Source organism: Kandleria vitulina DSM 20405 (assembly GCF_000702065.1).
Lineage (GTDB): Bacteria > Bacillota_I > Bacilli_A > Erysipelotrichales > Coprobacillaceae > Kandleria > Kandleria vitulina.
Map to the genome: position 1 here is coordinate 139,020 of NZ_JNKN01000005.1, position 15,951 is coordinate 154,970.

At 34.1% G+C, this 15,951-nt stretch carries 12 protein-coding genes; 11 read left to right on the forward strand and 1 reads right to left on the reverse strand.

Features of this window, described 5'->3' with window-relative positions:
- Positions 1–8: 8 nt before the first annotated feature.
- Together T513_RS0102615 and T513_RS0102620 are read left to right on the forward strand one after the other, a co-directional pair.
- Positions 9–224, forward strand: coding sequence for a hypothetical protein (locus T513_RS0102615; protein ID WP_031588791.1), 216 nt, complete (start codon positions 9–11; stop codon positions 222–224).
- Positions 218–1,891: a nuclease-related domain-containing DEAD/DEAH box helicase gene (locus T513_RS0102620; RefSeq protein ID WP_031588792.1), complete on the forward strand. Its 1,674-nt coding sequence runs from the start codon at positions 218–220 to the stop codon at positions 1,889–1,891. The genes T513_RS0102615 and T513_RS0102620 overlap by 7 nt, the downstream gene beginning before the upstream one ends.
- Before the next feature lie 39 nt (positions 1,892–1,930).
- Here T513_RS0102620 and T513_RS0102625 read toward each other — a convergent pair whose 3' ends face one another.
- On the reverse strand, positions 1,931–2,344 hold the full coding sequence (locus tag T513_RS0102625; protein ID WP_031588793.1) for a YjdF family protein: 414 nt from the start codon (positions 2,342–2,344) through the stop codon (positions 1,931–1,933).
- Between the two features lie 249 nt (positions 2,345–2,593).
- On the opposite strand from T513_RS0102625, the gene T513_RS0102630 reads away from it, so the two are divergent.
- From T513_RS0102630 to T513_RS0102675, 9 genes are all read left to right on the forward strand, one after another.
- Complete coding sequence (locus tag T513_RS0102630; RefSeq protein WP_029072296.1) at positions 2,594–3,502, forward strand: AEC family transporter; 909 nt, start codon at positions 2,594–2,596, stop codon at positions 3,500–3,502.
- A 589-nt stretch (positions 3,503–4,091) separates the two neighbouring features.
- Entirely contained in the window at positions 4,092–4,652 is a 561-nt protein-coding gene (locus T513_RS0102635; protein WP_031588794.1) for a DNA-3-methyladenine glycosylase I, read from the forward strand.
- Positions 4,653–4,774: 122 nt separating this feature from the next.
- Positions 4,775–6,217 carry an amino acid adenylation domain-containing protein gene (locus tag T513_RS0102640; protein WP_029070383.1) on the forward strand — a complete coding sequence of 481 codons (1,443 nt, stop codon included), beginning with the start codon at positions 4,775–4,777 and terminating at the stop codon, positions 6,215–6,217.
- 2 nt (positions 6,218–6,219) lie between these two features.
- Positions 6,220–6,675: a GNAT family N-acetyltransferase gene (locus T513_RS0102645; RefSeq protein WP_031588795.1), complete on the forward strand. Its 456-nt coding sequence runs from the start codon at positions 6,220–6,222 to the stop codon at positions 6,673–6,675.
- 2 nt (positions 6,676–6,677) lie between these two features.
- Positions 6,678–7,358, forward strand: coding sequence for an alpha/beta hydrolase (locus T513_RS0102650; protein WP_031588796.1), 681 nt, complete (start codon positions 6,678–6,680; stop codon positions 7,356–7,358).
- 61 nt (positions 7,359–7,419) lie between these two features.
- Positions 7,420–8,511, forward strand: a complete 1,092-nt coding sequence (locus tag T513_RS0102655) for an Mbeg1-like protein (RefSeq protein ID WP_035876472.1) — start codon at positions 7,420–7,422, stop codon at positions 8,509–8,511.
- Between the two features lie 241 nt (positions 8,512–8,752).
- On the forward strand, positions 8,753–10,138 hold the full coding sequence (gene mgtE, locus T513_RS0102665; protein ID WP_029072302.1) for a magnesium transporter: 1,386 nt from the start codon (positions 8,753–8,755) through the stop codon (positions 10,136–10,138).
- 307 nt (positions 10,139–10,445) lie between these two features.
- Positions 10,446–14,180, forward strand: a complete 3,735-nt coding sequence (locus T513_RS0102670; RefSeq protein WP_031588798.1) for a SpaA isopeptide-forming pilin-related protein — start codon at positions 10,446–10,448, stop codon at positions 14,178–14,180.
- A gap of 67 nt (positions 14,181–14,247) precedes the next feature.
- The gene (locus T513_RS0102675) at positions 14,248–15,930 is read left to right on the forward strand and encodes a SpaA isopeptide-forming pilin-related protein (RefSeq protein WP_031588799.1); all 1,683 of its coding nucleotides are present in this window, start codon (positions 14,248–14,250) and stop codon (positions 15,928–15,930) included.
- Positions 15,931–15,951 lie beyond the last annotated feature (21 nt).

Consider the following 15,951-nt stretch of genomic DNA (forward strand, 5'->3'; position numbering starts at 1 on the left):
ATATTCCTATGTTGCTATATGTTTTTTATGGAAAAGAAATTGCAGTAAAAAACTGGATTCAATTACAAGAAGATTATGCTTCTCATTTAACACACGCTAAGCTGCTTAAGCTCGAATGTGGTCATTATGTCCATAATCATAAGCCTAACTCTATTAGTAAAGAGATGAAATTATTTATTAATAAACTATATATAAATAAAAGAAAAGAGATGAAAACATGGTAAAATTTATTCCTCCCTATATTGGAGAAGAAGTAAAAAGCAATGCTGAAAAACAGATGTATGAAATATTACAAGAACTAAATCTAGAAGATGCGTATGTGCTGCATTCATTGGGATTACCAAGACATGAAGATAAGAAATATGGAGAAGTAGATTTCGTGATTGTATGTAAAAGAGGAATAGCTTGTCTTGAAATAAAAGGAGGGGGAGTAGAGTGTCAAGAAGGAAAATGGGTCTTCACTGATCGATATGGTATTCAAAGAAAAAAGACAGAGGGCCCCTTTGCACAAGTCACAGGCAATATGTACAGTCTTATGCAGGCGCTTAGAGAAAGGTTTAAAAATGATTATCACTTCACATACTTCAATATGGCCTGTGGTGTCTGTTTTCCAGATATTTATTTCAACTCATATTCAGAAGAAATGATTCCTGAAATCATATTTGATAATTCTACAGAAGATATAACATGTTATATTAATGAAATATTTGATTATTGGGAATCACGACATCCAAGAGAAAACACCAAGTTCTCAAAAGAAGATATCGAAGAAATTGTAGATTATTTAAGAGGAGATTTCTGCTTTATTCCTACATTAAGAGATGAAATTAACAGTTTAGAAAAACGAATGATCCGTCTTACAAGAGAACAATATAAAGTTATTGATGCATTACGCACACAGCCTCGTATTCTTATACAAGGTGGTGCCGGAACAGGAAAAACAGTCTTGGCAATGCGTTATGCAACAGAACAAGCAACACAGGGAAAGAAGGTATTATATCTTGCTTATAATAAGAATCTCATCAACAGTATCAAGAAACAATTTGAAGAGTATATAAATATTGATGTTATCAATATTCACGCATTATTTGGAGAATATATAAAAATTGATGACACTAAAGTGAAAGAAAATCCCAATAAATATTTTGGTGAACAAATGCCAGAAGAATTTTTAAATTGGGTAAGCGAGTTATCAGATACAAAACTTAATGAATTAAAATATGATGTCATTGTCATAGATGAAGGACAAGACATCATTAAGCCGGTATTTCTATTTGCATTGGACTCACTACTAAAAGATGGATTTGAAAATGGGGAATGGGCCATATTCTATGATGAACATCAGAATATCTATAATTCAGAATATAATGATGGAATGGAAATCATTAAATCATATAATCATGTTTTTACATACTTATTTGTAAACTGTCGTAATACTGTCCAGATTGCAAAATACACATCAAAGATAAGTGGAATAGAAATTAATGACTACATGAGTGAGAATGGAGAAGAAGTGCAGACACTTGTATTTTCTGAGAATAAGGAATTTAAAGAGAAGATCAAGACATTAATTAGACATTTACGTGAAGAACAAATTGAACTATCAGATGTCCTTTTCTTATCCCCAAAAAAATATGAGAACTCTCTTCTTTCACAGATTAACTTTAAGGTCAATGAACTAGGGCAAAACTTTGATGAAAAATCATCTCTTCCAAGATATGCGACTATACAAGGTATAAAAGGATTGGATGCAAAAATCATTATCCTTGTAGACGTAGAAAAAATATTAGATAAGAATTTCTCAAAATATATGTACATTGCTGGTACAAGAGCAAGAACAATGCTTTATGTGATTGTAGAGCAGTCTTATTGCTTAGATCATTCAGTATAAAAGCGATCATGTATAATCATGATCGCTTTTTGTGTAGAGTTAATGTCCCTTGTGTTTCTGTTTCTTTTTAAGTTTCTTCAATTCAAACTGATGCTGCTTCTTTATATGAGTTAACTTCTTTTTCTCTTGCCGATGCTGAAGCTTATTTTCTTCAAACTGCTTCTTTAAAGCCATCTGAGATTTTGTTCCCACACCAGCATCTTTCATCTGTTTTTTTACAAGTCGTATTCTACGTTTAGGATTGATGACTTTCTTCTTCTCTTTGACATCAACAGGTGAACTAAATCGTAAAGTATGAAAACGATGAATAATAAAATCATAGATTTCATTATCTTTCGGTTCACTGCCGAAGGTGATTTTAGAGACTGTCAATTGTTCATCTTCAATACGTTCAAAGATACCTACCCAAAAGGGAGATTCAAAAAACACTGTCAGTTTACATTTTGTCTGCACTTTGTATTCCTCCTTATTTAGAAAATACAAAGAATGGACAACCCAAGGAGGGAGGGTTACTTACCCCATTATAAAGATGGGACGGACTGGCTACCTACCGACTCTAGTACATGTACATTGCGTTTTTATCTTTGCATGTTCATTATATCAAAAAGAACATAAATGACAAAATAATGACTTTTTTATAACTGCCTTGTTTTTCTTAGAAACAGACATCATGTTTATTATAATAAAGGTGAGGTGAGGATTATGTTTGATGTTATTTTAACAGCATGTAGTTTTTTTGTATGTATCATATTAGGATATATGAGCAAGAAGATGAAACTCGTATCAGGTGATGGGAACTTCATTGGAAATATAGTCATGACATTTACACTGCCTTGTGCATTGATTGTTGGTTTCAATGGCGCTACATTTTCCTATTGGATGATTATCGCATTATTTATAGGATTAGTTACAAACATTATCGCCATGTTCTTTGGTAAATATATTACAGGTCATAAGCAAACACGCGAGGCACAGGCATCTTACATATTAAACTGCTCAGGCTTTTCTATTGGTAATCTTGCAATTCCTTTCTGTCTTACTTTTCTGCCATCCACTGCTATTGGTTATCTGGCTATGTTTGATATTGGAAATTCCATTATCTGCCTTGGTGGCAGTGCCGCTTATGCATCAAGTGTACTTGATGCTTCTAATAAGACAGATATAAAAGCAATCATTAAAAGATTATTAAGTGCCATACCAGTAGATACATATTTTGTATTGTTGCTTTTATCAATCTTTCATATCACATTACCTAAAACATTTATTACACTTATTTCTCCTGTAGCAAGTGCCAATATGTTCTTGATGATGTTCATGGTTGGACTTCAATTAGAGTTTGTTATTGATAAAGCATTTAGTAAAGGCATGTTCAAGATCTTTGTATCTCGTTTATTCTTATCTTTAGTATTTACTGGATTATTCATGATTCTTCCACTTGATCCATTACTAAAGAAAACATTGATCATTGCGGTCTTTGCACCAATTGCAGGGGCTACTATTATTTTTGCGACAGAACTTAAAGCACAAGAAAAGCTTTGTGCCATGATGAGTTCTTTAACAATGATCTTCTCATTGTTTGTTTATGTTCTATTAATGATCATTCTTGTTTAAAAAAAGAGGCCTAGGCCTCTTATTATAGAGCCAAATTGATTAGAAAAGACATCCTTGTGATGTCTTTTCTTTATTGATTCTTCTCTTCAAGATGATATGATGACAAAGAAGGAGATTATCATTCTATAATAAGAACGGCTTTAGACAGCTGCATTGTAAAGTAGAAGAACAAGGTGTCCTCTATGAAATACTATCTACATCATCAATGAGTAAAGAAGATTACTATTCCATAGTGAATCCGTTCTTTTCTCCACTTGTCTATAAATTAATGTCTTGCTAGAAGATGTTTTTTATGAAAAGCTGTTTTATTGACAACAGATAAAAAATAACACTATTACTATATACACGTGATTGTCTTAATAATCATATTCCATTGATTATATGAATAAGTAAGCATGTAGCATATATGAATTTTAATCTCGTGGTAGAATATCTTATAAGATCATTGTTAATGATGAAGAGCTTCATCATTATCTTGAAAAAACAAAGAGAAAGTCTGTAAGCTTCAAAACCAGTTTTTATGATGGAACGCAAGAAAGCTTACGAAAGAAGAAATAGAACGCTATATGAGCGAACATAAGGAGAACATATGAAACAATTGGATGTCTGTCAGTCATGGGCAATGGGAGATGTGTTATTGGAAGATTATCATGATCATGAATGGTGCAAGATCAATCATGATGATCAGTTTCAATTTGAAATGCTTTGTCTTGAAGGCGCAAGCGTAGGCTTATCATGGAGTATTATCCTTCATAAAAGAGAAGCCTATAAAAAAGCATTTCATGATTTCAATATCGAAAAGTGTGCCAAGATGAGCGATGAAGAACTAGAAGCATTATTAACAAATAAAGATCTCATTCGCAATCGCAATAAGATCTTTGGCGTAAGAAAGAACGCATTAGCAGTGTTACGTATTCAAGAAGAATATGGAAGTTTTGATAAATACCTTTGGTCGTTTATAGATGGTGAACAGATTGTAGGCCATTGGCATCATTTAGAAGAAATACCGACTCAATCAGAAATCTCGCAGGCTCTTTCTAAAGATCTAAAGAAACGAGGAATTGTCTATGTGGGACCTATTATCACTTACTCATTTATGCAATCAATTGGGATGGTCAATGATCATCTTGTAGACTGTCATTGTTTTTGATTTATTATTGTATCATTTTGAAAAAGAAGACAATCATGTTAAAATGCGCATATGCATAGTAACCTAGATTGTTTTTTTACTGAATCAAATCTCATGAAAAATGATACAGATAGGAGATCAATATGCAGTCCATCATTGATTACATTGAATTAAATAGAAAACAATATCCTGATCATATTGCAATTAAGGATAAAAATAGAGAATTAACTTGGAATGAACTTGTCTTATTAGCTAACACTATTGCCTCAAGGCTACCTCATCGAGTAGATAGAGTAGGAATCATTATGAATCATTCTGTAGAAATGATTGCGTCAATATTAGCCGTACTAAAAAAAGGAGCAGGCTATGTTCCTGTAGAACCATTCTTTCCTAAAGAAAGAATCTATTACATGATGGAAGAATCACAAGCTGATGTTATTATTGCAAATAGTCAATATCAGAATTTAACTCATAAAGATACTGTTATTGTAGATGAAGGATTTATGATAGAAGATAAAGAAGTCATGAATGAATCTACTAGTCAAAGTGAAGCCTATGTTCTTTATACTTCAGGAACAACCGGAACACCAAAAGGAATATCCGTGGCTCATCATAATGTCATTCATTACAGTCAAGCTTTTGCTAATGAATTTAATCTTACTTTAGATGATGTCATGCTGCAGTATTCAGTTTGTTCCTTTGATATCTTTGTAGAAGAAGTTTTTGCCTCATTGATTAATGGTATAACTTTAGCTATTATTGATGAAGATCATAAAGATGTAGCACATACAATGAAGTTTGTAGAAAAACATCATATTACAATCATGAGCGGTTTCCCTTATCTTATTCAAGAAATCAATGAATTAGATGAGTTGCCATCAAGTTTAAGATTACTGATCAGTGGAGGAGACGTACTAAGAGGATCATATTGTGATCATCTTGTCGATAAAGTTACAGTCTATAATACCTATGGACCAACTGAAACAACAGTATGTGCCACTTATTATAACTGCTCTAAGGGTGAAGTTCTTGAAGATGGGACTTATCCCGTAGGAAAGCCTGTCTTAAATGTAGAAGTCTTTCTTTTAGATGATCTTCAACCAGTAAACAAAGGTGAAACAGGAGAAATCTGCATTGCAGGAAAAGGTGTATCCAATGGCTATATTGGAAATCGTAAAGAAGAAAATAAGGCTTTTATTAATTATAAAGGAAAAAGACTATATAGAAGTGGAGATTTAGGATATGAACTGCCATCTGGGGATATCGCTTTTCTTCATCGTAAAGATTCTCAGATTATGATTTATGGAAAACGAGTAGAGATTTCTGAAGTAGAAAATGTGATGGCCAATTCAGATGATATAAGACAAGTTTATGTTGATGCTAAAAAAGACAAGAACAATCTTTCCTATATGATTGCTTATATTGTCAAAGAAGAAGGAGCCACTCTAGATGGAATCAAAGACTATCTAAAAGATTATCTTACAGACTATATGATTCCAGAATATATTATTGAAATAGAAGATATGCCACTCACCCCAAATGGAAAAGTAGACACAGAAAGATTGCCTCATATTGAAAGGAGATAAAAATGGAACTTGTGATTAAAAAAATGAGCTTAGAAGATCTAGACATGCTTGTAGAATTAAGAATGGAAGTTCTTAAACATGTATTTCATCAAGAAGAAACAGAAGAGTTAAAAAATGCCAATAAAGAATACTATAAGACTCATTTAAAGGATGATACACATATTGCAGCCGTAGGATTTCTTGGCGATAAAGCAGTATGTTGCGGGGGCGTCTGTTTCTATGAAGAAATGCCTTCACCAGATAATCCTTCAGGTAAATGTGCTTATCTGATGAATGTCTACTGTAAAAAAGAATACCGCCACCGTGGATACGGCAGAGCAATCTGTCAATGGCTTATTACACAATCACAAGAAAGAGCAGATAAGATTTATTTAGAAAGTTCTAAAGCAGCCAAGAAAATGTATTACAATTTGTATTTTGAAGATATGCATGATTATCTTCAATTGAAGGAGAAATAAAAATGTATACGACTCATATTAAAGACAAACATATTGCCCTTTATCCATCAAGTGAAAAGGATGCCCCATTAATCGTACTTCATGTCTTTGAAGAAAACGAATCAATCTATGAAGCTATAAAAGAAAAGACGTCACAGCCTTTCTCATTATTGGTTATCGCTCATCTCGATTGGGACGCAGACATGTCACCATGGATAGCACCACCGCTTTTTAAAGGAGATCATGGATGCAGCGGCAAGGCCAATCTATATCTTGAGACATTATTAAATGAGATTATGCCTTGGGCCTTGTCTCATCTTGAAAACAAACCAACATACAAGGCACTTGCAGGATACTCATTGGCAGGACTCTTTTCAATCTACGCCTTATATCACACTGATATCTTCTCACGTATTGCGAGTGCATCGGGATCTTTCTGGTTCCCTAACTTTTTAGAATATGTCAAAGACCATGAACTTAAAGTAGAACCAGATTATATCTACTTCTCACTTGGAGACAAAGAAGCACGTACAAGACATGCTTTATTGAAAACAGTGGAAGAGCATACGTCATCTCTTGTTTCTTACTACAAAGAAAAAGGAATCAAGACAGACTTTGAAATGAATCCTGGAAATCATATTCAGGACGCCATGAACCGCATGGCGAAAGCCATTGCTTCACTGCTTGAAGAAACCCTGTCATAGGGTTTCTTTTTTCGTTTGTTTCATTTTATTTATGTTACTATATTTGTAAGGGAGTGATTTCATGAACATTCTAGATTATTTATCATGGCGTAATGATGTACCATTTACTGTTTCAAAGTTCAATGAAGTGGATAGTCTGATTTTATCTGAACTAGCCTATATTGATTTTGAGAAGATCGTAGAATCATCATCAATTTCATTACAGGATGTTAATGACGAGTTCTTTCTTCATCATAATAGAGAAGAGATTGAAGAAGAAGCAACCTTTACCAAAAGAGCACCGCTTCTTTTTAAAGATATGTTGCTGGGGGAACGCTTTTCATCAATGAAATTGTCCCATTATATTAATGAGATAGAAGAAGCAACAAACAAGCAGTTTTCTGCCATCACTTTTCTTTTTGATCATTTCATCTTTATCGCATTTAGAGGAACAGATCAAAGCGTAGTAGGGTGGAAAGAAGATTTTCTTCTAAGTTCCATGTCCGATACAGAAAGCCAAAAGGCAGCTGTATCTTATATAAATAGAGTAGGTCATTATTATTCAGATAAGGATATCCTCGTAGGAGGACATTCTAAAGGCGGTCATCTTGCAGTATATGGTGCCACTTATTGTGATCAAGATATCAAGAAGAGAATCAAGAAGGTCTATTCCCATGATGGACCTGGTTTTCGTCATGAAGTGCTTCAATCAAAAGAGTATGAAGAACTTAAGTCACGCATTATTCACATTGTGCCAGACATGGCAGCGGTGGGGCTGATGCTTTCTTATGAAAAGGAAGCCATTGTGATCAAGAGTGATGCCTTAGGTCTCTTTCAACATGATGCATTTACCTGGCAGACAGAAAGTCATCAATTTCAAAGAGCAAGCTTAAGCAAGTTAAGCACACTCTTTAGCATTGGGCTAGGAAGCTGGCTAGAAGATATTGATGATAATACAAGAAAAGAAGTAGTCAACACGACCTTCTCATTAATAGAAGCAACTGGTCATAAGACAATAGGGGATTTCAAGGAGAAGAAGCTCAAAAGTCTATCCATGATTATAATGGAATCAAAGAAATTGCCTGCTTCAAAAAGAAAAGAACTACTTACATGTATGAGTGAACTCATTAAAAGTGAAAGTCAGGCATTTAAAGATGCAATGACTACAAGGTAGAGTCGTGACACAAAAAAAATACTATGTTATACTAACTACATATGAGAGAAAGAAGGTGGTTGCATGAGAAATAGTGATAATTATGATCCTGATGGTCGAGCGCAGAAGATATATCTACCAATGTATGCAAACGACATGATTAATGCAGCCACATCTATTTGCTTTTATTGATCTATTTGTTTGTTTTCATTGATAATGATATGTGATCTGCTCTTATAAAAGAAAATATAGGAGGAGACAAATGAATAGAGAAGAACTTATACAAGAAATAAAAGCTATTATTACAAGTAATAAGACACCTAAGATCATTAGGGAACAGCTAGAAGATTATCATGAAAACGATATTGCACAAGCCATGCAATATCTAGACGTAAAAGACAGAAAGAAACTCTATCGCATTGCAACAGTGACAATGCTGGCAGACTTCTTTGAATATCTAGATGAAGATGAAGCAGTAAGATATTTCAATGAAATGGATATACGTAAAGTCGCAGATGTCATTTCTGAATTAGAACCTGATACAGCTTCATTTATCTTAAAAGAATTAGACAAAGATAAAAAAGATTTCCTGATTGACTTCCTCAATCCAGAAATCAGAAAAGAAATCCAGATGGTCTCTGCCTTTGATGATGATGAAATTGGTAGTCGTATGACAACTAACTATATTGTGATCAGAGAAAACCTGACTGTACCACAGGCCATGAAAGAACTTGTGACACAGGCTGAAGAGAATGATAATATTTCTATTATTTTTGTAGTAGATGAAAACAATACATTCTATGGTGCCATTGATTTAAAGGATCTCATCATCGCAAGAAAGACAGATAATCTAGAAGATCTCATCATGACAGCATTCCCATATGTCTATGCAAGTGAATCCATTGATGAATGTATTGAAGAATTAAAAGACTACTCAGAAGATTCCATTCCAGTATTGGATAACTCTAATAAGCTATTAGGCGTTATCACATCTCAGGGATTAATCGAAGTAGTAGATGACGAAATGGGAGAAGACTACGCGAGATTCGCCGGTTTAACTGCCGAAGATGACTTAAAAGAACCATTGGCATTAAGTATCAGAAAACGTTTGCCTTGGCTTATGATCTTATTAGGATTAGGAATGATTGTATCAAGTGTCGTTGGCATCTTTGAAAAGATCATTGCCCAATTGACAATCATCATGGCCTTCCAGTCACTGATTCTAGACATGGCCGGAAACGTCGGTACACAATCTCTTGCGGTAACAATCAGAGTACTTGTCAATGAGAAGCTTACTGCCGGTGATAAAGTAAAGCTTGTCTTAAAAGAAATGAAAGTCGGATTATGTAATGGTGTCATGCTTGGCTCATTATCATTTATCTTCATTGGACTTTACATTCATTTCTTTAAAGCAAGAGCATGGCTCTTCGCTTTCTCAGTATCAGGATGCATCGGTATTTCATTATTTACAGCTATGTTAATATCAAGTGCCGTTGGTACACTTATTCCAATGTTCTTCAAGAAGATCAACATCGACCCAGCTGTTGCCTCTGGTCCATTGATCACAACCATCAATGACCTTGTTGCAGTGGTGACATACTATGGAATGAGCTGGATCTTACTTATTAATATTTTGCAATTATCATAGAGACAGGAGTAATCCTGTCTTTTTTATTTATCAAAATAATCCCATTTTATATAAAAAGGCACACTGATGTAAAAATGATTCTCTTTTCTTAAAATTGCGTGTCAAATAAAAGTCACTCTATTTACAATTATTTTTTCTTAAATAAAATAAAAGTGAAAATTAAAACAAAAGCGATTTCATCTATCAAAATAATGTTGATAAACACACAGTTAATTAAATTTCAAAGATGCCATTTATTATTGTTCATATAATCTGTCTATGGCATCTTCTGTCACGAATAATCGAAAAGAAGTATGGGGGTAACAATATGAATAAGAAAAGGGCGACGATAGTATTCGTGGTTTTATTAGCCATGCTCTTTAGCAGCATGTTAACTATGAAGAACCAGACAGTTGTCAGTGCAGAGGAAGTGACTACTGAAGAATCACAAGATAAGAAGTCAGAAGAAACAAGTGAAAACAAGACTGAAGAAAAGAAAAAAGAATCTGCTGCACTTGAAGCATCAACTGATGATGTCAAAGTGACTGTTACCTTCAATGATGACGCCAACATTCCTGAAGGTACAAAGCTTACAGTGAAGCAGTATTCTGAAAAAGATGAAAACTATGACAAGAAGATGTCTGAAGTTGAAGACTACCTTCTAAAAAAGAAAACAAAAACAAAGAAGTATGAAATAGAAACCTTTGATTTATTTGATATCTCTCTTATCAATGATGATAAAGAGATTGAACCAGAAAATGATGCAAAAGTATCCGTTTCACTTTCTTATATTAATAAAGATATAGAAAGTAAAAAGAAACTTAAAATCATGCATTTTGTGGATGACAAGATTGAAGAAGTTGAAATCAATAAATCATCTCTAGATGATGGTGAGGTTAAGCTTGAATTTGAAACAACGAGCTTCTCTGAATTTAGTTCTACTTCCGTTCAGGAAAATGAAATTAAGACTCAAGTAAGACCTGCATTAAGAGCTGCCGCTTCAGGTACAATCAATACAGCTGACAATAGAGCTGATGGTATTACTATTAACTTGTTTGATTACTATGGTGAAAGAAGCAATTACGGAAGTACAGTTAGTCTTAATGATAGTAGTAACGTACCTTCTCAAAATGGAAACTATAATGTTCCTTATAACTATCAATTAGGAATCAATGATAATCATCGACTTAAGTTTACATCTTGGGGACAGGTAGGTAACACATTAAACCACTTCACTGGTGAAAACGGACCTGCACGTACAGGAATTGTACAGGACAGATTGATCAATGGTTATCCAGTATTATCAAATAATACAACGTTACAGACAAATGGAGAAAGTCTTGCTTATTTGTTTAATACGAATAATATTTCAGGAGCTAAGAAAGTCTATAAAAATGTCAGCTATCTGATGACTAAAGATTCTGATGGTATGTATAGCTACAATAGTAATAATAATTATGCCTATTATGATCCTAGTCAAGGTGACAATGGTAATTTTAGAGTTTATAGCGATACATATAACACAACGAATAATACAAGCTACAAAGTAGGGTTCTTCCCATTTACTGAATATGAATCAAGCCAGAAAAATATTGATAATAGACAAAGTAATTATTATAACCATCATTTCGGTATGCACATGAATGCATCGTTTACTATTCCAAGTGATGGAAAAGTCAACGGTAAACATATCGTTTACGAATACAGTGGCGATGATGATATGTGGCTCTATATTGATGGTGTACTTGTACTTGATATCGGTGGTATTCATGAACCAGTACATGGAAAAATCAATTTCACAACTGGTGAGGTTACTGTTTATCCGCAGAACAATCCATCCAATGTGACAAAAACGACTTTAAAAGCAATCTTTGAAAAACAAGGATTAACTTGGACAAGAAATACTATTCATTCATTAGATATGTTCTATCTAGAACGTGGTGGACAGTATTCAAACTTGTCAATGTCATTGAATGTTCCTATTATCAAAACAGTCTCTATTAGAAAAAATGTCGAAGGAGAGATGAGTGAAGAGTATCTGGATAAAGACTTCTCATTCACTGCCTATGTAGACAAAGGAAACGGTGAATATGTTCCTTATTCTGGCAAGATTGAAATTGGATCAGAAGAAAAGACTATAAATGATGGTAAGTTTACACTCAAGCCAACACAAACGGCGAGACTTCTAGAAATGAATACTTCATGGAAGTATAAGATCGTAGAAACCGGATTAGATGGCAACACCTTCTCAGCAGTTGTCATAGATAGTGATGGCTCTGTGACACGGACCCTTAAAGAAGGGGAGACAAATCAGAGTACTTCAAGTGAAAACACTTCAGTATCTAATGCTGGTGATATGGTATTTACCAATAAGATCAGAGAAGAACATGGCAATATTAATGTTGGAAAGAAATGGGTTGGCGATACTGAAAGTGAACGTCCATCAAGCATTAAGTTCCAGCTGTATCGTGTCAAGAATGGTGATGAACAAAATAAAGAACTTTATCTCGATGCAAATGGCAATAGCCTATTTGAATTAAATTCATCTAATTGGAATAAAGTCTTTAGTAATCTTCTAAGAAGAAGTGGAAGTGATGTTTATACATACATCGTACAAGAAATATCAGTTCCTTCTGGATATACGGATACGTATTCAAGTGAAGATGCATCTAACCATGGTCAGAATCTTTTTATTACCAATACTAAAGAGACAAGTGTTTCCTATGAAAAGAAATGGTTAAAAGCTGATGGTCAGACACCACTGACTACTAATCTTCCAGATGAAGTAAAAGTACAGCTTTATCAATATAAGATGAAAGCTGAAAAGACTACAATTGAGAATCCTATAGAGTATAAGAAAGTTACATTTAAGACGACTTATAAAGGAAATGCAGGAACTCATGGAAGCAACACAGTACATAATGTTGGTACGCAACAGGGGGATTACACAATCAGTGAATATGTACAAAAGAATGGTAAGATTCGATTTACTGTTCGTTCTTATAATGACTTGTTTGGAATATTAAGTATAAATGCATCAAATGGTACTTTAACAAAAGTTGAAGGAAGTGAAGTGAGATCGGAAAACGGTCAATATCAAGATGAATCTTATAACTGGCCATATTATTTATGTGAAGCAACTTATGAATTATCAGGTGTAACTGATGATACGACTGTCACAATTAATATGGTTGGATATCTGTATTATGAAGGTTCGACACCTAAAGTAAGTTCCACAATGGATGTTAGAAATATCACTGTCACAAATCCAAGTGACACTGGTACAACAGTTATTTACACTACACCAACTCCGCCAAGTACAATGCCTGAAGAAGGCACTGAAGGATTAGTGAAGTATGGTAGTGAACGTACACTTAACAATGGCAATAACTGGAAAGATGTTGTAAGTTCTCTTCCTGTAGAAGAAACTATCAATGGAGAAAAATACTATTACTTCTATTATGTAAAAGAAGTAAAAGCTCCAGCTGGCTTTAGCGTAAGCTATGAAGGAAATAACGGTACTGGACAGAGTGTCATTATTAAGAATATAAAAGATTATTTCCCAATGACCTTCAAGAAAATAGATAGTACTGATAACTCTAAAGTACTTGAAGGAGCAACATTCTCATTATATAAGGATGAAGATTGTACACAAATTGTTACATTCTACAGTGATGAGAATATGCAGCAAGAAGCAACAACCTTTACAACAGGTAGTGATGGTAAATTTACTGTCTATGGATTAAAAGAAGGAACATACTACCTTAAGGAAGTTAGTGCTCCATCAGGATATTATCTCATCGATCATCCTTTAAAGATCACAATGGATCTTGAAGGCGTGATTACGATTGATGATAAAGATAAGGATGTAGTTCAAGTCCATGTCAATGAAAGTAATGTATCCGATATCACAGTTGTGGTAAAGGATAGCCCGCTCTATTATCTTCCTAATTCAGGAGGAATAGGGACACATATCTTTACGATGATGGGAACGATGCTCATAGCCCTAGTAGCTACTTTCTATATCGTAAACAAACGTAATGAGGAGGGGGATGTATCATAGGGAAATGGAAATAAAGTTAATTAATAAACCAACATAAAAAAATAAAAGAGTAACAAAGGAGAAAAATATGAAAAGGTTCAAAAAATTAGCAAGTATGTTAATGAGTCTTATGATGGTGCTTGGAATGAGCGCTGTAACCGTAAATGCGGCTGGTCCACTAGATAAGACTGCAAAAATCACAATTGAAAATGTAGAAGATGGTTCTACAGTTAAACTTTATAAAATCTGGCAGGCAAACTACAATGCGTCAGGTGACAGTATTACAGGCTGGGAAAAAGCTGATGGTACTAACTTCGCAGATAACAGCAAGCCTACTGCAGAAGAAATCAATACAATCGCAGCTGGTCTTCAGGCTGGTTCTATCACAGCATTAGATACAAAGGAATCAACTGTATCTGGTACAACTTATACTTATGATGTGACTGATGGTGCTTCTGCTTATATCGCAGTTATCACTTCAAAAAATGGAAGCGATACAATCTATAACCCAATCTTATTATCTGTAAAATATGCAGGTGATTCTACTGATTTGAGTGACGAAACAATCAACACTACAAGCAGCTATTTATATGGTGCTAAGACTGTTGCAAAATCATCTAAACCTACGGTAGATAAGAAAGCTGAAGCTACTACTGATCCAACTGGTAATGATGGTGATCATGAAACTGGTAAAGTTGGGGATACTGTAACTTATACATTAGATATCGCTATGCCAGTATATCCATCAAACGCTACAAACAAAACTTTCTATATTACAGATAACTTAGCTGAAGGTTTAACTTTCAACTATGATTCATTAACAGTAAAAGTAGGAGATACTACTTACACAATCGATACAGCTTCTAATGAATTAAAAGACGCTAGCGGTAATGTGATCGGTAAAACTGTTAAGAATGAAAATGGATTCGATATCAGCTTTGATTATGATAAATTAAACTATGTTGCTCCAGTTGTAACTTATACTGCAGTTATCAATGAAAAAGCAGTTATCGGTGAAGCTGGAAATGAAAACAAGGTTACTCTTTACTACACAAATAACCCAACATCTGGAAATACATACGATACTGAAAATAAACCTCAGGATCAAGAAGATGAAAATATCCAGAAAAAAGAAGATGAAGAAAAAGTTTACACTTACCAGGTTTCATTCAAGAAAACTGATGACAGTGATGAAAAGAAACCATTAGCTGGTGCTGTATTCGGTATCTATTCAGATAAAGACTGCACTAAATTAGTTGATACAGTTACAACTAACGAAAATGGTTATGCATCATCTTCACAGGTTGGATATGGAACTTACTATGTAAAAGAAATTACTGCTCCTGCAGGATATGCATTAAATAGTACAGTATTTGAAGTCACTTCAAGCTGGGCTACAGTAACAACTAAGTCTACAAGCGAAACAGTAACTACAAGCTATACAAGCAACATTGATGAAGCAACTGTTAAAGAACAGGCTGGTTGGTTAAAAGATAATGTCTTCTATAGCTTAGACAATAAACCAACTGGTGAAGGTGTAGTAGAAGCTTATATTAAAGATACAACTACTACAAATGCTACTACTTCTACATTCACTACTAATAGTGGTGAAGGTGCTGGTGTTGTTGTAATGCCAGACATTATCAATACAAAGAACCCTGAATTACCTTCTACAGGTGGTATGGGTACTGTAATCTTCACAGTTGTAGGTGCTGGCTTAATTACATTAGCTATCGCTTTAAAACTTTCAAGAAGAAAAGAATCTGAATAAAACATTGTATGATGAGAATTG

Excerpts from the sequence above, each read along its gene's own strand:
- T513_RS0102615 (WP_031588791.1), top strand. The coding sequence starts at position 9 with ATGTTGCTATATGTTTTTTATGGAAAAGAAATTGCAGTAAAAAACTGG.
- T513_RS0102620 (WP_031588792.1), top strand. The coding sequence starts at position 218 with ATGGTAAAATTTATTCCTCCCTATATTGGAGAAGAAGTAAAAAGCAAT.
- T513_RS0102630 (WP_029072296.1), top strand. The coding sequence starts at position 2,594 with ATGTTTGATGTTATTTTAACAGCATGTAGTTTTTTTGTATGTATCATA.
- T513_RS0102635 (WP_031588794.1), top strand. The coding sequence starts at position 4,092 with ATGAAACAATTGGATGTCTGTCAGTCATGGGCAATGGGAGATGTGTTA.
- T513_RS0102640 (WP_029070383.1), top strand. The coding sequence starts at position 4,775 with ATGCAGTCCATCATTGATTACATTGAATTAAATAGAAAACAATATCCT.
- T513_RS0102645 (WP_031588795.1), top strand. The coding sequence starts at position 6,220 with ATGGAACTTGTGATTAAAAAAATGAGCTTAGAAGATCTAGACATGCTT.
- T513_RS0102650 (WP_031588796.1), top strand. The coding sequence starts at position 6,678 with ATGTATACGACTCATATTAAAGACAAACATATTGCCCTTTATCCATCA.
- T513_RS0102655 (WP_035876472.1), top strand. The coding sequence starts at position 7,420 with ATGAACATTCTAGATTATTTATCATGGCGTAATGATGTACCATTTACT.
- mgtE (WP_029072302.1), top strand. The coding sequence starts at position 8,753 with ATGAATAGAGAAGAACTTATACAAGAAATAAAAGCTATTATTACAAGT.
- T513_RS0102670 (WP_031588798.1), top strand. The coding sequence starts at position 10,446 with ATGAATAAGAAAAGGGCGACGATAGTATTCGTGGTTTTATTAGCCATG.
- T513_RS0102675 (WP_031588799.1), top strand. The coding sequence starts at position 14,248 with ATGAAAAGGTTCAAAAAATTAGCAAGTATGTTAATGAGTCTTATGATG.